The sequence below is a fragment of the uncultured Kordia sp. genome (assembly GCF_947496985.1).
Taxonomy (GTDB): Bacteria; Bacteroidota; Bacteroidia; order Flavobacteriales; family Flavobacteriaceae; genus Kordia.
In genome coordinates, this window is the sequence record NZ_CANMEZ010000002.1 from 462,575 (window position 1) to 482,937 (window position 20,363).

Genomic DNA, 20,363 nt, shown 5'->3' on the forward strand with positions numbered 1-20,363 from the left:
ATGTAACCTTTAAATAACGGTATTATGGCAATATTGAAAGTAATTGAAGTTCTGTCGAACTCAAAGAAAAGTTGGGAAGATGCAACAGCAAAAGCTGTGAAACAAGCATCTAAGTCGGTAAAAAATATTAGATCTGTATATGTACAAGATCAAAGTGCTATTGTTCAAGATGGCGCTGTTGTTGAATACAGAGTAAATCTAAAACTTACCTTTGAAGTAAAATAAAACATTTTTAGCCTATCATATAGAAAAGCGTTGTCAGTATTTGGCAATGCTTTTTTTTATACTTATAGTTTTTTCATACCTTCCACATATGAAAATCTTACTAACCATTTTAATTGCGCTTGTCGCGATAGAACACGTTTACATTTTATATATAGAAATGTTTTTATGGACACAACCAAAAGGCATGAAAACATTCGGATTGAAATCGAAAGAGTTTGCCGAAGAAACCAAAACACTTGCTGCAAATCAAGGGTTGTACAATGGCTTTTTGGCCGCTGGCTTGTTTTGGTCTTTATATACAGGTGACCTTTCTGTAAGTCTATTTTTTATTATTTGTGTATGCGTTGCAGCCTTGTACGGCGCATATTCTACAAAAAGTAATCGTATTTTAATTGTTCAAGGAACACCTGCATTTATAACACTTGCTGCGTTGTTAATTAATCGATTTTTTATGTAGTTTACAGAAACTATATATTTTCACATTTTTATTTCATTCAACAATGATTTGATTCTCTATTTTTGTTTAAAATTAAAAATCTAAAAAATTATGCAAATTAATGCTACAGAAGTAGTCACGGAAAAAGACTGGATTACACAATTAAAAGACATTGTAATTGATTACGCTCCAAAAATAGTAGCTGCTTTGGTTATTTTAATTGTTGGACTATTTGTCATCAACATGATTGTACGATTGGCAAAGCGCATCATGAAGAAACGAGGAATTGATGCTACTTTACAAAAGTTCTTAGGCAACTTGTTGAGTTGGACACTCAAAATTTTATTATTTGTGGTTGTAGCATCTAAATTAGGTGTAGAAACTACTTCGTTTGCTGCTGTTATTGGTGCCGCTGGTTTAGCAATTGGACTTGCTTTACAAGGTTCGTTATCAAACTTTGCGGGTGGTGTTTTAATTATGATTTTTAAACCTTATAAAATTGGAGATCTTATTGAAGCACAAGGTGTTCTTGGTGTTGTAAAAGAAATTCAAATTTTCACAACGCACTTAAACACACCAACAAATAAATTAGCCATTTTACCAAACGGTGCCGTTTCTAATGGTAATATTGTTAATTATTCTGCTGAAGGAAAATTAAGAGTTGACCACGTAATTGGTGTTTCATACGACGCAGATATTAAACAAACTAAAGATGTTTTGATGGACGTTTTAACTTCACATCCTAAAGTTTTAAAAGATCCTGCTCCTACGGTTAACGTATCTGAATTAGCAGATAGCTCTGTGAATTTTGCTGTACGTCCTTGGGCAAATGTTGCAGATTATTGGGATGTATATTTTGATGTTTTGGAGAATACTAAAATTGCACTAGACAAAGCTGGAATTGAAATTCCTTACCCACATGCTGTTGAAATACAGAAAAAAGAGTAATCTTTTTGAATTATATAAGTCAAGAAAAAGCCTGAAACGTACTAGTTTCAGGCTTTTTTTATTTCTTTTTTGGTTTTGTAACTACAAAATCTTTCAAGTAATACGGTTCAAAGTAAGCCACATCTTCAGTTTCGTTTTTATGATGTTTATCTATTCCAAGTGAAATCATGTGTTTGGCAGATGGGAAATATATTTCATCAAAGAAAACCGCATTTTCATGTGTAATAACGTCTTTGCATTTTTCAGCACCATTTCCAACAAAATAAACTTTTCCCTGCGCTAAATACGCTGCAAACGAATCTTCTGCAATGATTTCTGCTTTCGTTTCTCTCACTTGCTCATATGACGTATTAAACACTGCTGCATATACTTCCATTCGGCGTGCATCAAGTAATGAGATGATGACACCTTCTGTAATGTTGATTGATTGTGCTAAGATGTCAAGCGTTTCAATCGCAATCAATGATATATCTGATGCAAAACACAATCCTTTTGCCGTAGAAACACCAATACGCAATCCAGTATACGATCCTGGCCCTTTTCCAACAACAACAGCATCTAAGTCATTTGGTGTTATTTTCGCTGTCTCACACGCTTCTTTAATGAATACATGTAACTTTTCTGAATGTGAATAGTTTTTATCATTTTCTTCCTTGAAATATAAAATTTCTTCATCATCCGCAATACAAACCGAACAGTTTGTTGTTGCTGTTTCTATATACAATCGTAATGCCATGTAATTTCAAGTATTTTATACAAAAGTAAAGTGTATTGTTTCGTATAACAAGCCTTAAACTAAAAAAAGCATCAACCTTTTGAAAGTGTTGATGCTTTTGTGTGTATTATGTAATCTCTTTTATAGATTCGTCAATGGAAGTCCAAAGTAGAATTCTAAGATTTTTAATCTAAAGATATAGTCAAATTTAGTTCTAACCACGTCAGATTCTGCAGACTCTAAACGCTGTTGTGATTGACTAAAGTCAAATGAATTCATCATTCCTTCACTAAAACGTTCTGTTGAGTTTCTGTGTGCTTCTCTACGTGATGTTAACGTTTTCTCCGAAGCTTCATATGCTTTTAAAGCACCTTTTGCATCATTGTACGCTTGGTTTACTGTAGATTCTAAATTGATTTTTGTTTGTTCTAAATTGAATTTAGTTCTTTCAATATTAACAATGTTTCGTCTTATATTGTTTCGTGTTCTAAATCCATTTAAGATTGGAATGTTTAAACTCAATCCGAATGAGTGACCTTTGTTATCAGAGACCTGATCAAAGAATGGTGCTGGACTAAATAATTCCGTTTGGAAATATCTTGTATTGAATCCGTAGAAACCTGAAAGGCTTGGATACCTAGCTCCTTTTGCAATCTTTAAATCATATTCTGCCAATTCAATATTTGATTGTGCAATTTTCACATCATTTCTAACATCTAATGACTTCTCATAAATTTGCTTTGGCGTGTTATTCATGATTGTTGTTGCAGGAACCATATAATCACCATCAGCAATATCAAAGTTTTCGTAATCTGTAATTAATAATAATTGTGCTAAAGAAATTTTAGAGAAGCGTAACGCATTTTCAGCATTGATTATTTGCTGTTCTTGCGTTGCCGCAGTTGCTTCAATTTCCAATAAATCACCTCTAGCTACAACACCTTCTTTTACTAATTCTTTGGTACGATTTAATTGTTCTTGTGTTACATCATACTGAGCTTGATTTACTTTTAAGAATTCTTTATTGAAAAGAACTTGTAAAAACGCTTGTACTACTTGTAATGAAGTATTGTCTTTGATATCATCTATTTGATATTGATTTGCCAACAATGCAAGATTTGCCCTGTGTAAACGATTTATATTTTGCAATCCATTATATATAGTAATGTTTGCATTTAATCCTCCACTAGAACTTTGCGTAGTTGCCGTAACGTTTTGACCTGTTACTGGGTTTGGGTTCAAACCAATATTCCACGAATGCGAAGCAGATGCACTTAATGTAGGTAAAAATGCTCCTTTTGCATCACTCTTGTTCAACTCAGCATCTTGTCTATTTAATTGCGCTTGCTTTATCGCAATATTATTTTCTAATGCGTAATCAACACACTCTTTTAAGGTCCATTTCTTTTGCGCGTTTACCGCAGTAATAGAACCTGTGATTAGTAATATATATATTAAAACTTTTTTCATGCTTGTTTCTGTTAATGTATTTTTTTGTTAATCATTTGATTCGTCTTCTTCGCTATCATCATTTTCTTCGCCTTCAGTCGCTTCAGCTTCTTCTTTTTTGACAGCTTTTACGTTCCAAACTTTTATTTCATCTCCTTCTTCAATTCCTGAAAGAATTTCGATGTTTTTTCCATCAGAGATTCCAAGCTCTATGTATTTTCTTTCAAACTCTTGGTCACCACCAGTTTTGATTTCTACATATGGCTTGTCATCGTTTCTAGCATCAAAGCGCAATAACGCTTCGTCTATTACTAATACATTTTCCTTTTTTTCTAATTCAATTGAAGCATTTGCACTGTATCCTGCTCTGATAAAAAAGTCATCATCTAGTGCAACATCTGCTTTTATTTTAAATTGAACTGCTCCACTTTCTTCTACACCTTTTGGCGCTACAAATGTAAGTTTTGCATCAAATTCTTTGTCTTCAATAGCTCCTAAACTCACTTTTAGTTCAGAGTTAGGTTTTAGTTTTCCAACTTCCGCTTCATCAACTTTTCCTTCGAAAATCATTTTTCCAAGATCGGCAATCGTTGCAATACTTGTTCCTGCATTGAACGTGTTACTTTCAATTACTTGATCTCCTTCTTTTACAGGAATTACCAAAATTGTACCAGAAACAGTCGCTCTAATATTAGTATTGGCTGATGAACCTCCTACAGAACCTTTTTTGATAATTTGCAAATCACTTTGCGCATTTCTTAGGTTTTGTTTTGCTTGGTTATATGACAGCTGTGCATTTTCAAATTCTTGTGAAGAAATGATGCCTTTATCAAAAAGTGTTTTATTTCTATCAAAAATAATCTTTGAGTTATCTAGTACAATTTGTAGGTTTTTGATTCCATTTTTTGCACTATTCAATGATTGTTCATTTGGCACTACTTTGATTCTAGCAATTAAATCACCAGTTTGGATTTTATCACCTTCTTCTACATACATTTTTTCAATGATTCCAGAAATCTGAGGTTTAATTTCTACTTCGTCTTCTGGAATTACTGTTCCAGCAGCTACTGTTTTTCTAACAATTGAAGTTCTAAACGGTTTCTCTGTTTCGAATACTTCAACACTTGTTTCGTTTGATGAAATAAAGTAACCTGCAGCGGCAACTATTGCTACAACAAATATGAATAGGAATAGTATTAATAAAAATTTTTTCATTTTTTTGGTTCTTAAATTATAATTTGATATTGACTGATGTTATGGTTATTCTTCTCTTAATGCTTCAATAGGTCTGACACTAACTGCACGTTGTGCTGGTATAAGCCCAATAAGTGAGCCTAGTGTTATCATTATTAGCAATGCCATTCCTATGTATTGTATACTTACCGTTGGATTTAGAAATGGAAAATCGTCTAAATTTTGTGTAATTGAATTAATAAGTCTTAAAGAAACACCTCCTGTAGTGATTCCTAAAGTTCCTGCTAATAAAGTTAAAAAGACAGATTCTAATATGATTTGACCACGAATTTCTCCTGGTGTTGCTCCCAAAGCCCTACGAATTCCAATTTCTTTGGTTCGTTCTTTTACTGTAATAAGTAAGATATTTCCAATGGCAATAACTCCTGCTAATATGGTTGCTATACCTACTACAAGTGCTGTAAATTTTAATCCTTTTACAAATCCTGTGATTTTCCCAAACATTTCTCCAAAGTTGGCTGAACCAAATGCTCGCTCATCATCAGGATGTACAGAGTATCTTCTTTTTAGCAATGCTTTTACTTTTGTTTCTACTTGTACAATGTCTTCATCTGGATAACCAGCAATCACCATCCAACTGATACGATTTCCTGAATTGTATACTTTTTTGAATGTTGTAAATGGAATAAAAACGGAATCATCACCTTCAAAGAAGTCCGTAGTATTTTCTTTGTAAACTCCAACTACTTGAAAGTATACGTTACTAATTTTTATGTATTGTCCTATTGGGTCTTCATCTTTGTCGAATAGTTCTGTTAGAACACGTTCTCCTATCACACATATTTTTCGATTTTCATCAATGTCTTTCTGGTTTAGAAAACGTCCCTTTCTTATTTTCTTTCTCGCAATTTTATCTATAATTGGATAATCTCCAAAAACTTTATAGCTTCCTGATTTTGTATCATTAACAACTAATGGTGCCGCTCCTCCAAAAACACCTCTTGCATTACGTGGTGCAACAAAATCGACTCCTTCAATTTGATTTGCAATTCTGTCCGTATCACTTAATTCTAATCGAATACTTCTATTTCTATTGAATCCACCATGTGGCATTCCCGTTTGTTGTCCCCAAAGAAATATACTGTTGGTTGCCATGCCTTTAAAGGCATTGTCAAATCCATTTTCCATTCCTTTTGCAGCTCCTTGAAGTACAATGAAGAGTAAGATTCCCCAGAATACACCAATGATCGTAATTGCCGTTCGCATTTTGTTTTTGCGAATTGCGCCGAATATTTCTTGCCAAGTATCTCGTGTGAATATAAATTTCATCTGTGTTGTCTTTTCATGTTATTCGTCTCTTAATGCTACAATTGGTTGAACTTTCGCTGCTCTTCTGGCTGGAATATATCCTGCAATTAATCCTGAAAAGATTAAAATAACTGTTGCCCAAACAATGGTTGATTGACTTACATTTGGATTGGTAATGAACCAATCTTCTAATTTGGTTCCCATGGAGTTGAGTATATAGTTCCCTAGAAAGATTCCTAAATACCCAAATAGCATTGTAATGATTAATGTTTCTTGTAAAATCATTCCAATTACAGAACCAGGTGTTGCGCCAAGCGCTTTCCGGATTCCTAGTTCTTTGGTCCGTTCTTTTACAATATATACCATAATATTACTAATACCGATAACTCCTGCCAATAAGGTTCCAATTCCAATAACCGTTACTATAAGTTGTAATACGTTTGCAATAGCTAAGTTTTGTTCCAAATCTTCAATCACGCTACCAATGTAGATTCCGTTTTGATCACTCGGCGCAACATTGTGTTTGTTTTTCAAGAATCTTTCTATGTCACTTGAAAGTCTTCTGGCTCCAGAAGCTCCTAATTCCATATTATATGATAAATTGATTTGATCAATTACTTCTGTGTTTTTGTAGATTAATTGCGTTGTACTGACTGGCAAGTAAATGGTACGTTCTTCTCTATCTCCGCCAGCATCACTAAAGACTCCTACAACACGATAGATAATTTTATTTAATGAAATAAATTTTCCAACTGCATTTTCTCTCCCGAATAAATCTTTTTCTATTAGACGGCCAATCACAGCAATACGCGCATCATTTCTAATGTCGTATTCATTGATGTAACGACCTTTATCCATGATTGTTTTTTCTAAATATTGATGATCTGGATGTACTGCTCGTACATTATACGAACCGTATTCACTTTTGTATTTTGCAGTAACACCTTTGTAGATTCGTGCAGTAGTGTATTCTATTCGATCACCAAACTTTTCTTTGATGAGTTCTAAATCTTCATTTTCAAACTCAATTCTTCGGTTTTCCTTAAATCCTTTGAATGGCTTTGTTGCAAATCCGGGAGATATGAATAGCGTGTTTTGCGCATCATCTTGGAAAAATTTGTAGAATGTATTTTTGAGTCCATTCCCCATCCCAAATAATACCGTAAATATTAAAATTCCAAGCGTTACTGTAAAACCTGCTAAGAGTGTTCTTAACTTGTTTTTGTTGATAGTTTGGAATATTTCTCGCCAACGATCTAAATCAAACATATTGTGAAGCTCTTATTTGTTCTACCTTTTTATCTTCTAAGATTCTACCATCTTTTAACATCACAATTCTTTTAGTCATGTCTGCGATGTCTGGTTCATGCGTCACTACTAAAATTGTTTTTCCTTCATCATTAATACTTTGAAGAAAATCCATTACTTCGTAAGATGTTTTGGTATCTAAAGCTCCTGTTGGCTCATCTGCCAGTAATACTTTTGGTTCTGAAGCCAATGCACGTGCTATTGCTACACGTTGTTTTTGTCCTCCCGAAAGTTCACTCGGTAAGTGATGCGCCCAATCTGCCAATCCTACTTTCTCCAAATAGTATAGTGATTTTTCTTTTCTAATTTTTCTAGAAATCCCTTGATAGTATAGTGGTAATGCCACATTTTCAGCTGCATTTTTATAATTGATCAAGTTGAATGATTGAAATATGAAACCTAAGAATTTGTTACGATATACCGCTGCTTTCTTTTCACTGAGATTTTTGATAGGAACATTATCTAATACGTATGAACCTTTATCAGCCAAATCTAACATTCCAATAATATTTAGCAATGTAGATTTCCCTGATCCTGAAGAACCCATTATTGAGACAAATTCGCCTTCTTTTATGTCAAGATTAATTCCTTTTAATACGTGAAGCTCGTTGCTTCCCATATGATAGGATTTGTGTAATTCATCTATTTGAATCATAATTGGTCGGTTTTTTTTTTCACAATATTACATATTTGTCTTGATACAATTATTAATATTGTGTTAATCTTATTTTTAATAAGACTACCCAAGAATGATTTCGTTACAAAAAATTTAATTTTTTTTTGCAGATGTTTTTTTATTGTATGTCCTGTAGATGTAAAATCCGAGTGTAGCTACTAGTATATAAGGAATTGCCATTAAATATACAATTCCATTATTAACACCTTTTGCTTGCGATGGGTCAGACTCAGACTCTAAAACAGCTCTACACATAGCACATTGTGCTTCAAGCGGGATAACGCTTAGCAACAATAGAATAACTATGACACATGTTAGTCTTGTATTATACATAGTATGGAGATATCATTAAGTAAACTACAACACCCGTAATTGCAACATATAACCAAATCGGGAATGTGATTTTTGCAATTTTTCTATGTTTATCAAAACGTTTTGCTAATGCTTTTACATACGTGATTAAGACTAATGGGATAATTGCAATACTTAAAACGATATGCGTTATTAAAATAAATAAATAAATATATTTTATTGCTCCTTCTCCGCCAAAACTTGTTGAATTAGATGTCATATGATACGCCACATACATTGCTAAGAAAGCAACTGATAATCCGATGCATGTTTTCATCAGATTTTCGTGTAGTTTTACTTTTTTATTTTTGATAGCTATAACTGCTGCTATTAACAGAATTGCTGTAATTCCATTGATTGTAGCATATATTGGTGGCAGAAAAGTTAACGGTGTTGCATCTTCAATTTTTACACCAAATAAAATTGCAACTACTAATGGAATTGCAATGGATAAGATGATGATCCACTTTTTGTATTTCTGTTCTATATCATTCGTTGTTTCCATACGATTTGACTCTTTTTTATTCTTCGTCTAATAAGTTTTGAATGTCTTGCTTTAGCATTTTCACTTCCGCTTCATCCGTTCCTTGATAGTATATTTTTGGATTCCCATGATTGTCTTTACGCGAACGTATGAATCCGTTTTTATCTATTAAAGCAAAATGTCCTTGGTGTTCAAATCCACCTGCGACTTCCGGATTGATTCCAGCAAAGATATTAAACCCTGTATTTGAGAGTTTGTGTATATCTTCCATCTCTCCTGTTAAGAAATGCCAGTTCAGCGATTTTACTCCATAACGCTCAGCATATTCTTTTAATACTTTAGGTGTATCCGTTTCTGGGTCTATAGTAAAGGAAGCGATTGCGAAATCATCTCTCTTGTGAAACTCTTCATCTAATGTACGCATGTTGCTATTCATTACAGGACAAATAGTCGGACAGGTAGTAAAGAAAAATTCCATTACTGTTACTTTTCCTTTGAAATCGTCATTTGAAATTTCTAAATTGTCTTGATTTGTAAATAAGAAATCAGGAACACTTCGTGCTTTTCCGTCTATTTTTATATATAAAAGTTTCGTATTGCGTTCCGTTCCTTCAATATTCATTCGATCTTTCTCAACAATACTTTCCCCTTGTACTCTGTCTACAATTTTTGGAATAAATATGATTCCAAAAACCAAGATTATAAAAGCAATTCCTATATATGAATAGTTTTTTTTCATCCTATTGTTTTTTTTCTGTCTTTATGACTTCTTTTCTTCTGTCTTGTGATTGTTCTTTTTTAGATTTCCCTCTGTATTCTTCAAATAGAATTCTAATGTCGTCTGTCATTTTTCCTGAAAGTTCAGAAATTTCAATTGTATCGTATCCATATAACATATACGAATCTTTCTTTTCATTTATTTCTGATGTTGATCTGTCATCAAAACGTCCACGAAGGTTTCGATCTTTATCGATGATATATACATAATCAGAACTTTTATAACCATCTAATAGCAAAGGTGATTCTAGCTCATCAAATATTCGCGTAAGCTCTTTTTCATCAACCTCCACAAAATTCCATGATTTTAGTTCATCTGCAAAACGGCTGATTTCATATTTTAGGTCTATTATTTCTTTTTCTTGCCCTGGTGTAACTAACATTACCAATTGGAAATGCTTAAACCCACTAAAACGTTTGTATATTTTCTGATTAAGATTTAAAATATTTATTTTTCGATCTTTTACATTGGAACCTAGAAATCCAAGAATTGTAATTTTCCCATCGAATTGAATATTTTCTTTTTTCTCTATGGATGAGTAGTTAACCAATTCGGCAACTGTGTGTTTACCAATTACAGGTAGCGGATTGTAATTATGTGTGGTAAAAAGAAGAATGAGTACAATAGAAACTGGCAATAGAAATAAAACTGCTAATATGATCTTCTTTTTCATCTTCTTGAATGTTATAAAATAGTTTGAAACACAATAGAAAACCATTGAATTCTTATACTATTTTTTTGATAGTGCAAAAATAAAAATCAAGAAGCGATTACACGCTATATTTTTCGTTTTTTTTACGTTTAGTTGACTTTTATAAAAGAATTTAACAGCTTGATTTATTACTTTATTAAATGAACTCCATTTGTGATTAGTATGCATAAAAAAGACGGTTAAAAAAACCGTCTTTTAAATAAATATATTTTGTTTCTGTCTTAGAAATTCCATTTAACGAAACCGTTTGTTTTAACGCCTTCAATGTATGTTCCTTCTTGTAGTAGTATAAATATTAAATACGCTACTAAAAATATTCCTGTCCAAACAATAGCTCTTCTAAATGAACTTTTCTCATCACGTAAATGCATAAAGTCCCAAGCAATATAATATGCCTTAACCAAAGTAAGAATAATGAATACCCAGTTTAATAATTTCATTCCAAGGAAATAATTATCAACTAAAAACCCTGGTTTAACAATACCAAATCCTACTTCTACAATTGTTATTAAAGATAAGAAGATAAGTACGCCCCAAATTTTCTGAACGTTTGACTTAAATTTTAGAGTCCCTCTAAATATTGCTAATTTATGTGTGTTATCGTGTCCCATGATATACTGTTATACTTTTTACTTATAATTAAACTAGGTAGAAGAATGTGAATACGAATACCCAAACTAAATCGACAAAATGCCAATACAGTCCAACTTTTTCTACCATTTCATAATTATTTTTTCTTCTGTCGTATGTCCCTAAGATTACGTTGAAGAAGATAATTATGTTAATGACAACTCCTGAAAACACGTGGAATCCGTGAAATCCAGTAATGAAGAAGAAGAAATCTCCAAATAATCTATTTCCATATTCATTATGGATAAGATTTGCTCCTTTTACATATACAACTGCATTTTTTAATGCCTTTTCAGATTCAGCTCTTGTCAACACTCCTTTTTGACCTGTTTGATCTGCATTTACATAGATAGATTCAAAACGTGCTGCTTTAGCAACATCTGCAGGATCATCAGAAGCTTTCAACTGCTCAATATTTGGCATTAGCTCTTGTGTTCTTACAGCTAAGTGTTTTTTATGATTAAATCCTGTGATTACATCTTGCACTGAATACTCTGGCAATGCTGGCTCGGATACAAACCAAAGTCCTGATTTGCGTTCGTGTTGCACTCTGTCTTTGTGAGAAGCAGTTGCAAAATCGTCTACAGAAACTCGATGCATTTTTTCATCCCCTTCTTCCATATGTGTATCCACAAATTGAAGAATTTGACCACCTTTTGTTTCCAAAGCTCCATAAGAACCTTTGATAAAGTTTGTCCATTCCCAAGCTTGAGAACCTAAGAATATTGCTCCACCAATAATAGTTAAGAACATATAGAAAGTTACTTTCTTCTTATCCATATGGTGACCAGCATCTACAGCAAGCACCATTGTTACAGAAGAAGCAATTAATATAAATGTCATTAAGGCAACAAAGTACATTGGGTTGTCACCATGTGAACCCGGAAAGTGATTGTAGACTTCATCGGCAATTGGCCAAGAATCAATGAATTTGAATCTTGAAAATCCGTATGCAGCCAAAAATCCTGAGAATGTCAGTGCATCAGATAATAAAAAGAACCACATCATCATTTTTCCATAGCTGGCTTTTAGCGGTTGATTTCCGCCTCCCCAGACTTTACCTTCTGTACCTGTATTTGAAACAGTAGCTTCCATAAAAAGTATGCATTTTTAAAAAATTGTTCAAATTTACGTTTTTTTCTTATCTAAAGAAATATAAAAATAAAAACAAATAGACCCACAGAAAATCTAGGAAATGCCAAAACATTGCACCTAGTTCTAAACCAAGTGTTTGCCCTTGTTTATACTTTTGTTTAAAATGATTATAAATTACAACTAATAACACTAATATTCCAGCTAGTACGTGTACTAAGTGCGTTACCGTTACAATGTAAAGGAAAGATGTTGTTACTGTACTTCCTTTTCCTGTAAAATGATATCCGCTTTCAATGATTTCTGAAAACCCTGCGAATTGCGAAAACACAAACACAAGACCTAGTCCTAATGTTACTAAAAGATATATAGTTGTTATTTGGTGTAATCCTTTTTGAATTGCATTTTTTGCTAAGTGAAATGTAACACTACTTATCAAAATAGCAATGGTACTGATGTAAAATGCATTTGGAATAGCAAAGTCATTTAGCCAATCTGGACGTTCTTTACTTACTATATAAGCACTTGTTAGCCCTCCAAACATCATAAACATGCTAATCATTGCAAACCAAAGCATCATTTTCTTTGATCTTGCTTGCTTTTCCTCAAATGTTCCTTGCGTTAAATCCATTTGTTTTTATATAAATTTATCTACTACAAATACTATTTGTATTAATGTAATGTATGCTACACTTGCTAGCATTAATGTTTTTGCTGCTTTGTCATCCATTTTTTTGTACAATTGAACTCCATAATATAATAAACCTATTCCAATCACAAATACTATTATTGCCGCTGGAATTGATAAACTTAGTGCTCCTGTAAGTCCTGTAGCTGGAAACACAGAAACAAGTATCAACCATATTGTGTACATAATAATTTGCAAAGCGGTTGCTTTGTTTTTCTTTCCTGTTGGCAACATAAAGAAGCCTCCTTTTTTATAATCTTCAAAAAGAAACCATCCAATTGCCCAAAAGTGTGGAAATTGCCAAAAGAACTGAATCATAAATAATGTTCCTGGTTCTATTCCAAAATCATTCGTTGCTGCAACCCATCCTAACATAAATGGAATAGCTCCTGGCAATGCGCCAATAAATACAGCTAATGGTGTTTTTGTTTTTAGCGGTGTGTATATACATGTATATAGGAAGATAGATATAGCTCCAAACATTGCCGTTTTAGGATTGACAATGTACAATGTTACAATTCCTAATACTGTAAGAATTGATGCAATAGTGAAAGCTACACTAACAGACATACGCCCCGAAGGAATTGGCCTGTCTTTGGTACGATCCATTAAAGCATCTAAGTCACGTTCTATGATTTGATTAAATGCATTGGACGCTCCTACCATAAAGTAGCCTCCAATTGCTAATAAAGCTAGCACTTTGAAATCAACACCTTCAGCTCCTACACCTAATAAATATCCCGCCAAGGAAGAAAAAACAACACTAATAGCAAGACCTACTTTTGTGAGTTGTTTAAAATCTTCAATTATTGAAGCGAATGAGTATGTTTTTTTGAATGTATTCAATGCAGTTTTCATCAACCTTTCTAAATTCCTGCAAAGATAATCTAGAAATCCTTCGTATGCAATGATTTTTAAACAGTTTTACAGCTTTTCTAAATAGATTTCGTATTTCTATTTTTATCTTTGGAAAGGAAGACGGTTTTTAAACGACTATTGTCTAAAATTTATGTCCTATGAAATTTCAAAAAATTACACTTATTCTAGCCTTTTTCTTATACTCATTTATTGGATTCTCACAACAAAAAGAAGTCCAGATAAAAGCTAGTAACGTTGCAAACAATGTATATATGCTTGTTGGGCAAGGTGGAAATATTGCTATTTCTGTTGGAGAAGACGGCGTTTTTATGATTGATGATCAGTTTGCTCCGTTAACTCCAAAAATTTTAGCCGCTATTAAGAGTGTAACTGATAAACCTGTAAAGTTTTTGATTAATACACATTGGCATGGTGATCATACTGGTGGAAATGAAAATATGCAAAAAGAAGGTGCAGTAATTGTAGCACACGAAAATGTTAGAAAGCGTATGAGTGTTGATCAGTTTAACAAAGAACGAAATAGAACAACACCTGCATCACCTAGAGAAGCACTACCTGTAATTACTTTTTCGAAAGATGTTTCATTTCATTTTAATGATGAAGATATTTTTATTTTTCATGTACATGAAGCACATACAGATGGAGATGCCATGGTTTATTTTACAAAAAGTAATGTATTACACATGGGAGACACTTATTTTCAAGGAAAATACCCTTATATAGATTTGAATTCTGGCGGAAGCACACAAGGATATATTGCTGCCATTAAGAAAGCATTGCTCTTGATAAATGAAGATACTAAGATTATTCCCGGACACAGAAATGTTTCTGACAAAGCAGCTTTACAGAATTATGTAACGATGCTTGAAGAGATAGAAAAAAATATTCTAGCTGAAATTAAAGCAGGTAAATCCGAAGAAGAAGTTACTAAAAATACTTTATTGACAAAAAAATACGATGATTTAAAGTATGGTGATTGGTTTATTTCAGGAGAAGTTTTGAGAAAAACATTCTATCGCAGTTTACAAAAACTCAAGTAAGTTTTTAAGATTTGCTACAATTATCCCAGCTATTCCAAAAAAGATACAACTTAGTAGGAATACTGGGTATTCTTTTACGATGTAACTTGAACCTCTTTGCTTTTTGTATATTGATACGTCTAGAGATTTATAACCAAGGTATACGAATGGTATCACCACTAGAAAAATAACGACAAGTTTGATCATTTTATTTAAGAATAGGTTTTGGTGGTCACACAAGAATAAATTCTGTGTTTTTAATAAATATCGAGGCTATGTTCACAAATTTAAGAAAAAAAATGAAAACTTCAACATTAAAAGTCCGAATACCAATTAAAAATATCCGTTCGTATTCCCAATGAAAACCATGTAGTATTTTCTTTAAAATCTACTAACGTATTTGCTTCTGGATTGAAGCTTCTGTATGTAAGATTCGCAAATATTTTCAGGTTTGTTTTTGGATTAATGATATATCCAGCATTTAAATCAGCTAAAAATATATTGGCTTTATTCCCTTGCAATAATTCAACTCCTGTATCACTTACTCTTTCATCATTGTCAATAAATATATTTCCCCCATAACTTGCTGCATCCGTAGCTGGATCAAAATCCAATCCACGTTGTCCGTAGATCATTTTAGCACTTCCAAACCATCGATTATAATTGTAACGCGCAATTCCAATGACTTCTTTAAAGTTTGCTCCCCATAAATGTGCCAACGATTGATTGTTATGACCATAATTGGTTGCTACTTCATTGTGAGAGTATGTGTAAGGACGTACTTGATTGTATTCTAACTGTAAGAGCAAATTATCTACTTTGAATGCATTGTAATATTTAGCTCCTAGTTGAAAACCATATTTGTTTTTCCAACTTTTGTTTCCTGCTTTGATATCATTCAATGAAAACTCATCCAAAATAAATTGTCCATAAAAATTTACATTGTCATTCCATTTGTATTTTGAACTCAGTCCTACAATAGCATTTCCTGCTCTAGAACCTGTAGAAAATTCGATAGCTCTATAAAATATGATTGGATTTACATAATTGAAATCAAATCCGCGATTGTTATCATTTTTCCAAATTACAGATTCAAATAAACCTATGTTTAGCTTTTTAGACACATTCCAGCTCAAATAATGATTTGCTATGTATTTTGTTAAAAACGCTCCATCTTCCGTCACTTCTGGACGTACATCACGCAACCACATCCACGTGTTTGTATATTTTATTTTCCAGAAAGATGTATTTAGTTTAAAAAATGGGTATGGACTGGTTGCATCACTTACAAATAATGAACGATATCCATCACCAATGAAGTTTTTACCATGTCCTAGTTGAATATTAAACATTTTACTTGGCGCATAGGAAATGTATCCTTCCGCAACTGGATAATCATACGAATCAGTCTTGAATTCTTTTGCAATTCCTCTTCCAGGAATGATAGCCGGGTTTCCTCCAGATGGCTTTATACTTTCAGCATATCTATTAAAGTAATCAGCAAATCGTCCTTGACTTTCAAATATAGTAGCCGAAAAGTTTAAATTTCTTCCTAAACCACCTTGTACCTGAACTCCTCTGGTATTGTTGTATGTATAGTCTATTTCACTATTTGTATTTTTTCCAAGTTGTAAGTCTACAATAGGATCTAATACAAACCAATAGTCTTTACCTTTGACAGTAACCATGTGTTCATTCCAAAGTTTTCTACCAATCCAAGTTGACACTTTTCTTTGCAGTTTGGTTTGCTGTTCATTAAAATCATAATAGTTTGAAACTGTATTGTACAAATAAGGTTTTGAAGCTGTATGACTGTTTGTTCCTACCAAATTGACAGCTCTATCAAAGTACGCATACATGTCATGCGAAAAAGGAATATTTAAGTTACTATTATATAATTCATCTTTATAGGTTCCTAATGAATCATTTACACTGTCAAATTCTTTTTTTGCCGCAACCTCAAGCTCATTTTCTTTTTTCTCTTTTTCCTCCTCACCTTCGATCACTTCAACGCCTTCCAAAGGAACGTTTAATCGCATTGTAAATTGCATATATGTTTCTCTCCCACTATAAGTTGCTGGTTTTACAACTGGAAGCAAACCAAAGATACGATTCATTTCTTCTTTGAGTTCTTTGTATGTTGCATCAACATATAACATTTTGAATTTCCCTTCTTTCGTAACTTCAAACAAGAATATCATTTCTCCAGTATACTTATCTTTTGATACAATTTCTGGAAGTTTGAAATTTTTATTGATAAACGTACGCATGGTTGTATTGAAACAATTTTCTAAGTTTTCAATACTTTCGTTTTCACATTCAGGAAATACCGGATATTTTTCATAATTACTAGTAGATATTTGTCCTATAGCAATTTGAACTATTAAAAAAACAAGTATAGATAGAGACGTTTTAAGTCGGCACATATTTGAGGTTTTATATGCTCGAAAGATACTATATTTTGATAAAAACTGATCTATTCATTTTATTTATCATGTATAATGAATAAAAAGAAATGTTTTTTTCGATATAATGAAACCATCAAAAAAGATAAAATACACAAAATCAGACATGAAAAAGCTAACATTTTGTCTTAAAAAAGTTAATATACACCGATAATATGCAGAAATTAACGGTTTAAAAAGCTGAGTCCGTTAGTTTTTCGTACTTTTGCACTGTACTTTTTGATTAAATGACCTTTGTAAGTCTTGGTAACATTTACAAAAGGCTTTAAGTTGACATTTTTCATAATAATCGGTTTTAATGTTAATGTAATGATATGTCACAGAAAGTATACCTAAAAAACCGAGTTAATAACTCGGTTTTCCTTTTTTAGTATACTATGTATTTTAATTTAATTTACGATGAAATTAATAGGTAGTGTATATTTCACTTTTACATTTTCTTTTCTTTGCTGACCTGGTTTCATTTTAGGAAGCAACTTTACTACACGTTCTGCTTCTTTTTCTAACTTTGGATGCGGTCCACGTGATTTAATATCAGTTACAACTCCTTTCTCATCAATGGTAAATAAGACTGTGATTCTTTTTCGACCTTCATTCAAACCTAAATCGTTTGCTAAATCTGTATTGAATTTTCTATTTACATGTTTCTGAATTTTTTCAGACATACATTTTTTACGATCTGCTTTTGTTTTGTACTTTTCACAACCTGGAAATACTGGCGCATCTTCAATCATTACAAAAGGAACTTCTTCTATTTCCTCATTATCTTCATCTGCTACATCTACATCACCTGTACTGACTAATTCTGTTACCTCTTTAGCATCTTGTTCAGTTTTGATTACTTCCTTTTTTATTTCTGTATCATCCTTTACAGGGTCCACTTCATCATAAATCATTTTAGATTCTACTTTTGGCTCAGGCTCTTTGATTTTTTCAACTAACTTTTGCTCTACTCTAAAATCTTCCATTACATATGTATCTGGATCTTGAATTGGTGCTACTTCCGCGACTTCATCTTGCGCTACTGCCGCTTGTACTTGAAATACTGTGTATACTAAAAATAAACTCAGCATAAGACTCACTGAGAATCGTAAAAAAGGATTTTTTTGAATGCGGAGATCGTCCTTTTTTGCTAGGTGACTTTCACGTACACCAGTTCCGCTCACATTGTTCTTGTGATTAACTTTGCTCATAATAAATCGGTTTTAATGTTAATGTTCTGTTAACAACAAGAAGCATACCAAAAGACAGGTTCTTCTGATTTTCAGGTCACTATTTAACAAAAATTAAATATAAAGCCATCGATACAAGCCTGACATAAAAGTTTTTATAATTTTTATTTAGATTATAGCATAAAAAAAGTCCAAGCAAATGCTTGGACTTTTTTATATTTTTATGTGTATGCTATTACTGTACCTTGAAAACGATTGGTAAGTTATAAGTTACTTTTACAGTTTTTCCTCTTTGCTTACCTGGCTTCATTCTTGGCAAACTCTTTACTACCTTTTCAGCTTCTTTTGCTAATCTTGGGTGTGGAGCTCTTGAACGTACACCTGTAATATTTCCTTGTTTATCAATTGTAAATACTACATATATCTTTTGAATTCCGTCTAAATCTAAGTCAGAAGCTAGTTCTGTGTTAAATTTTCTGTTTACGTGCTTTTGCACTTTTTCAGACATACATTTTTTTCTTTCTGCCTTACTTGAATATTTCTCACATCCTGGAAATATTGGTGCATCTTCAATAATTGAGAATGGTACATCTTCAATTACTTCTTCTTCTTCAACAACCTCAACGTCTTCAACTTCTTCAATTACTTCGTCTTCTGTTGTTTCTGTAGATTCGATTACAGTTTCTTCCACTTCTTCCTCATCTTCTACAACTTCAATAATTTCTGGAGCTGGTGGCGGTGGCGGTGGCGGTGGTTGCTGTAATTGCTGAGTCATGATCATTTCTTCTTCATCATCTTCAAGCATTTCAGCAGCTTCTTGCTTTGCTACTTTATCATAGGCAGTCCATTCTATACCTTGCCATATTAGAAACGTCACTAACGCGAGTCCTAAAGCTAGGTAGAAAAAGCTGTTTTTCCTTAAATCAACATCTGGATTCTTCTTTGCTTCCATAATAATATTAGTTTTAATGTTTGCTAATTTAATTATTTATTAGCAAAAAAAACAATTAAATTTTCGTTTTTAACTTTATTCTGTATCCTAAGTAATACTTTATCAATATTCCTGCCAAGATTGCTCCTGCCGAATTTGCCAAGGCGTCTAACCAGTCTCCATGCCTATTTTCAATTAATGTTTCCTGCATAAACTCCATGATAATCCCATAAAGTATTGCGAATAGAACACTTAAAAATATTGCATTTTTAGCAAAAAAAGAAGTCTTTTCCCTCTTTGAGAATGCAAGAAACCAAGCTAATGCAAATATAAAGTAGATGCCAGCATGTATTACTTTATCTGCAAAGGCAAATGGTAAATCTGGACCATCTTTCATTGGAGCCAAACTTAAATAAGTAATTATTAACGTCCAAGCAACTGCTAGGGTTAAAAATACGTACTTACGCACCTACCACTTCTTTGTATGCTTCAGCGCTGAGTAAATCGTCAACTTGTGACATATCGCTGATTTTGATTTTAATCATCCACCCTTCTCCGTAAGGATCTTTGTTAACCAATTCTGAATCATCTTCTAATACTTCATTAAATTCAATTACCTCTCCAGATAATGGCATGAATAAGTCAGAAACAGTTTTTACAGCTTCTACAGTTCCAAAAACCTCGTCTTTGCCTACTTCTTCATCTAATGTTTCCACATCAACATATACAATATCTCCTAATTCGCTTTGCGCAAAATCAGTGATTCCTACGGTAGCAACGTCTCCATCAATTTTCACCCATTCGTGATCTTTTGTATATTTTAAGTCCGCTGGTATGTTCATTTTTTGTGTTTTTTTTATTTATGTTGTGAGCAAATGTAATTCTTTCTCTTTAAGTTTTCAA

At 32.7% G+C, this 20,363-nt stretch carries 23 protein-coding genes; 4 read left to right on the plus strand and 19 right to left on the minus strand.

The genetic code is table 11. From position 1 onward, the window contains the following. Positions 1–24: 24 nt before the first annotated feature. The 3 genes from Q0828_RS07010 to Q0828_RS07020 all read left to right on the plus strand — a co-directional run bounded on the left by Q0828_RS07010 (position 25) and on the right by Q0828_RS07020 (position 1,609). Positions 25–225, plus strand: coding sequence for a dodecin family protein (locus tag Q0828_RS07010; RefSeq protein WP_298418941.1), 201 nt, complete (start codon positions 25–27; stop codon positions 223–225). A gap of 88 nt (positions 226–313) precedes the next feature. After that, positions 314–682, plus strand: a complete 369-nt coding sequence (locus Q0828_RS07015) for a DUF1304 domain-containing protein (protein ID WP_298418944.1) — start codon at positions 314–316, stop codon at positions 680–682. Positions 683–772: 90 nt separating this feature from the next. After that, the gene (locus Q0828_RS07020) at positions 773–1,609 is read left to right on the plus strand and encodes a mechanosensitive ion channel domain-containing protein (protein WP_298418947.1); all 837 of its coding nucleotides are present in this window, start codon (positions 773–775) and stop codon (positions 1,607–1,609) included. Between the two features lie 58 nt (positions 1,610–1,667). Here Q0828_RS07020 and tsaB read toward each other — a convergent pair whose 3' ends face one another. From tsaB to cyoE, 14 genes are all read right to left on the minus strand, one after another. Further along, positions 1,668–2,345, minus strand: coding sequence for a tRNA (adenosine(37)-N6)-threonylcarbamoyltransferase complex dimerization subunit type 1 TsaB (tsaB, locus tag Q0828_RS07025; RefSeq protein ID WP_298418950.1), 678 nt, complete (start codon positions 2,343–2,345; stop codon positions 1,668–1,670). A 120-nt stretch (positions 2,346–2,465) separates the two neighbouring features. Further along, positions 2,466–3,794, minus strand: coding sequence for a TolC family protein (locus tag Q0828_RS07030; protein ID WP_298418953.1), 1,329 nt, complete (start codon positions 3,792–3,794; stop codon positions 2,466–2,468). A gap of 27 nt (positions 3,795–3,821) precedes the next feature. Next, positions 3,822–4,988 carry an efflux RND transporter periplasmic adaptor subunit gene (locus Q0828_RS07035; protein WP_298418956.1) on the minus strand — a complete coding sequence of 389 codons (1,167 nt, stop codon included), beginning with the start codon at positions 4,986–4,988 and terminating at the stop codon, positions 3,822–3,824. A gap of 45 nt (positions 4,989–5,033) precedes the next feature. Then, complete coding sequence (locus Q0828_RS07040) at positions 5,034–6,296, minus strand: ABC transporter permease (protein ID WP_298418958.1); 1,263 nt, start codon at positions 6,294–6,296, stop codon at positions 5,034–5,036. 18 nt (positions 6,297–6,314) lie between these two features. Then, positions 6,315–7,544, minus strand: coding sequence for an ABC transporter permease (locus tag Q0828_RS07045; RefSeq protein WP_298418961.1), 1,230 nt, complete (start codon positions 7,542–7,544; stop codon positions 6,315–6,317). Continuing rightward, positions 7,537–8,238, minus strand: a complete 702-nt coding sequence (locus Q0828_RS07050; RefSeq protein ID WP_298418964.1) for an ABC transporter ATP-binding protein — start codon at positions 8,236–8,238, stop codon at positions 7,537–7,539. Before Q0828_RS07050 ends, Q0828_RS07045 begins: the two co-directional genes overlap by 8 nt. A gap of 114 nt (positions 8,239–8,352) precedes the next feature. Next, positions 8,353–8,592, minus strand: a complete 240-nt coding sequence (locus Q0828_RS07055) for a hypothetical protein (RefSeq protein ID WP_298418966.1) — start codon at positions 8,590–8,592, stop codon at positions 8,353–8,355. Beyond that, the gene (locus tag Q0828_RS07060) at positions 8,585–9,115 is read right to left on the minus strand and encodes a DUF420 domain-containing protein (protein ID WP_298418969.1); all 531 of its coding nucleotides are present in this window, start codon (positions 9,113–9,115) and stop codon (positions 8,585–8,587) included. The genes Q0828_RS07055 and Q0828_RS07060 overlap by 8 nt, the downstream gene beginning before the upstream one ends. A 16-nt stretch (positions 9,116–9,131) precedes the next feature. Further along, positions 9,132–9,833 (minus strand): SCO family protein, encoded by a 702-nt coding sequence (locus tag Q0828_RS07065; RefSeq protein ID WP_298418972.1) that lies wholly within the window; start codon positions 9,831–9,833, stop codon positions 9,132–9,134. A 1-nt stretch (position 9,834) separates the two neighbouring features. Next, a complete protein-coding gene (locus tag Q0828_RS07070) occupies positions 9,835–10,545 on the minus strand; it encodes a hypothetical protein (RefSeq protein ID WP_298418974.1) in 711 nt (236 codons plus the stop codon). 260 nt (positions 10,546–10,805) lie between these two features. Further along, on the minus strand, positions 10,806–11,195 hold the full coding sequence (locus Q0828_RS07075; protein WP_298418977.1) for a cytochrome C oxidase subunit IV family protein: 390 nt from the start codon (positions 11,193–11,195) through the stop codon (positions 10,806–10,808). A gap of 28 nt (positions 11,196–11,223) precedes the next feature. Beyond that, complete coding sequence (locus Q0828_RS07080) at positions 11,224–12,309, minus strand: cytochrome c oxidase subunit 3 (protein WP_298418980.1); 1,086 nt, start codon at positions 12,307–12,309, stop codon at positions 11,224–11,226. 46 nt (positions 12,310–12,355) lie between these two features. After that, positions 12,356–12,937 (minus strand): cytochrome c oxidase subunit 3, encoded by a 582-nt coding sequence (locus tag Q0828_RS07085; RefSeq protein ID WP_298418983.1) that lies wholly within the window; start codon positions 12,935–12,937, stop codon positions 12,356–12,358. A 6-nt stretch (positions 12,938–12,943) separates the two neighbouring features. Beyond that, on the minus strand, positions 12,944–13,852 hold the full coding sequence (gene cyoE / locus Q0828_RS07090; protein WP_298418986.1) for a heme o synthase: 909 nt from the start codon (positions 13,850–13,852) through the stop codon (positions 12,944–12,946). Positions 13,853–14,010: 158 nt separating this feature from the next. Between cyoE and Q0828_RS07095 the strand changes: the two genes are divergently transcribed. Beyond that, positions 14,011–14,913, plus strand: coding sequence for an MBL fold metallo-hydrolase (locus tag Q0828_RS07095; RefSeq protein WP_298418989.1), 903 nt, complete (start codon positions 14,011–14,013; stop codon positions 14,911–14,913). 293 nt (positions 14,914–15,206) lie between these two features. Here the strand turns inward: Q0828_RS07095 and Q0828_RS07100 are convergent, their stop codons facing one another. The 5 genes from Q0828_RS07100 to gcvH all read right to left on the minus strand — a co-directional run bounded on the left by Q0828_RS07100 (position 15,207) and on the right by gcvH (position 20,302). Continuing rightward, positions 15,207–17,318: a gliding motility protein RemB gene (locus tag Q0828_RS07100; RefSeq protein ID WP_298418991.1), complete on the minus strand. Its 2,112-nt coding sequence runs from the start codon at positions 17,316–17,318 to the stop codon at positions 15,207–15,209. A 428-nt stretch (positions 17,319–17,746) separates the two neighbouring features. Then, the gene (locus Q0828_RS07105; protein WP_298418993.1) at positions 17,747–18,550 is read right to left on the minus strand and encodes an energy transducer TonB; all 804 of its coding nucleotides are present in this window, start codon (positions 18,548–18,550) and stop codon (positions 17,747–17,749) included. A 214-nt stretch (positions 18,551–18,764) separates the two neighbouring features. After that, positions 18,765–19,481, minus strand: a complete 717-nt coding sequence (locus tag Q0828_RS07110; protein WP_298418995.1) for an energy transducer TonB — start codon at positions 19,479–19,481, stop codon at positions 18,765–18,767. 55 nt (positions 19,482–19,536) lie between these two features. Further along, positions 19,537–19,929 carry a VanZ family protein gene (locus Q0828_RS07115; protein WP_298418998.1) on the minus strand — a complete coding sequence of 131 codons (393 nt, stop codon included), beginning with the start codon at positions 19,927–19,929 and terminating at the stop codon, positions 19,537–19,539. Then, positions 19,922–20,302 carry a glycine cleavage system protein GcvH gene (gene gcvH / locus Q0828_RS07120; RefSeq protein WP_298419000.1) on the minus strand — a complete coding sequence of 127 codons (381 nt, stop codon included), beginning with the start codon at positions 20,300–20,302 and terminating at the stop codon, positions 19,922–19,924. Before gcvH ends, Q0828_RS07115 begins: the two co-directional genes overlap by 8 nt. Positions 20,303–20,363 lie beyond the last annotated feature (61 nt).

What these genes read in the sequence shown, in the direction of transcription:
- Q0828_RS07095 (WP_298418989.1), top strand. Translation starts at nt 14,011, where the DNA reads ATGAAATTTCAAAAAATTACACTTATTCTAGCCTTTTTCTTATACTCA.
- cyoE (WP_298418986.1), bottom strand. Translation starts at nt 13,852, where the DNA reads ATGAAAACTGCATTGAATACATTCAAAAAAACATACTCATTCGCTTCA.
- Q0828_RS07080 (WP_298418980.1), bottom strand. Translation starts at nt 12,309, where the DNA reads ATGGAAGCTACTGTTTCAAATACAGGTACAGAAGGTAAAGTCTGGGGA.
- Q0828_RS07065 (WP_298418972.1), bottom strand. Translation starts at nt 9,833, where the DNA reads ATGAAAAAAAACTATTCATATATAGGAATTGCTTTTATAATCTTGGTT.
- Q0828_RS07055 (WP_298418966.1), bottom strand. Translation starts at nt 8,592, where the DNA reads ATGTATAATACAAGACTAACATGTGTCATAGTTATTCTATTGTTGCTA.
- tsaB (WP_298418950.1), bottom strand. Translation starts at nt 2,345, where the DNA reads ATGGCATTACGATTGTATATAGAAACAGCAACAACAAACTGTTCGGTT.
- Q0828_RS07070 (WP_298418974.1), bottom strand. Translation starts at nt 10,545, where the DNA reads ATGAAAAAGAAGATCATATTAGCAGTTTTATTTCTATTGCCAGTTTCT.
- Q0828_RS07110 (WP_298418995.1), bottom strand. Translation starts at nt 19,481, where the DNA reads ATGGAAGCAAAGAAGAATCCAGATGTTGATTTAAGGAAAAACAGCTTT.
- Q0828_RS07100 (WP_298418991.1), bottom strand. Translation starts at nt 17,318, where the DNA reads ATGTGCCGACTTAAAACGTCTCTATCTATACTTGTTTTTTTAATAGTT.
- Q0828_RS07020 (WP_298418947.1), top strand. Translation starts at nt 773, where the DNA reads ATGCAAATTAATGCTACAGAAGTAGTCACGGAAAAAGACTGGATTACA.
- Q0828_RS07010 (WP_298418941.1), top strand. Translation starts at nt 25, where the DNA reads ATGGCAATATTGAAAGTAATTGAAGTTCTGTCGAACTCAAAGAAAAGT.
- Q0828_RS07050 (WP_298418964.1), bottom strand. Translation starts at nt 8,238, where the DNA reads ATGATTCAAATAGATGAATTACACAAATCCTATCATATGGGAAGCAAC.
- Q0828_RS07085 (WP_298418983.1), bottom strand. Translation starts at nt 12,937, where the DNA reads ATGGATTTAACGCAAGGAACATTTGAGGAAAAGCAAGCAAGATCAAAG.
- Q0828_RS07105 (WP_298418993.1), bottom strand. Translation starts at nt 18,550, where the DNA reads ATGAGCAAAGTTAATCACAAGAACAATGTGAGCGGAACTGGTGTACGT.
- Q0828_RS07060 (WP_298418969.1), bottom strand. Translation starts at nt 9,115, where the DNA reads ATGGAAACAACGAATGATATAGAACAGAAATACAAAAAGTGGATCATC.
- Q0828_RS07035 (WP_298418956.1), bottom strand. Translation starts at nt 4,988, where the DNA reads ATGAAAAAATTTTTATTAATACTATTCCTATTCATATTTGTTGTAGCA.
- gcvH (WP_298419000.1), bottom strand. Translation starts at nt 20,302, where the DNA reads ATGAACATACCAGCGGACTTAAAATATACAAAAGATCACGAATGGGTG.
- Q0828_RS07015 (WP_298418944.1), top strand. Translation starts at nt 314, where the DNA reads ATGAAAATCTTACTAACCATTTTAATTGCGCTTGTCGCGATAGAACAC.
- Q0828_RS07045 (WP_298418961.1), bottom strand. Translation starts at nt 7,544, where the DNA reads ATGTTTGATTTAGATCGTTGGCGAGAAATATTCCAAACTATCAACAAA.
- Q0828_RS07030 (WP_298418953.1), bottom strand. Translation starts at nt 3,794, where the DNA reads ATGAAAAAAGTTTTAATATATATATTACTAATCACAGGTTCTATTACT.
- Q0828_RS07075 (WP_298418977.1), bottom strand. Translation starts at nt 11,195, where the DNA reads ATGGGACACGATAACACACATAAATTAGCAATATTTAGAGGGACTCTA.
- Q0828_RS07040 (WP_298418958.1), bottom strand. Translation starts at nt 6,296, where the DNA reads ATGAAATTTATATTCACACGAGATACTTGGCAAGAAATATTCGGCGCA.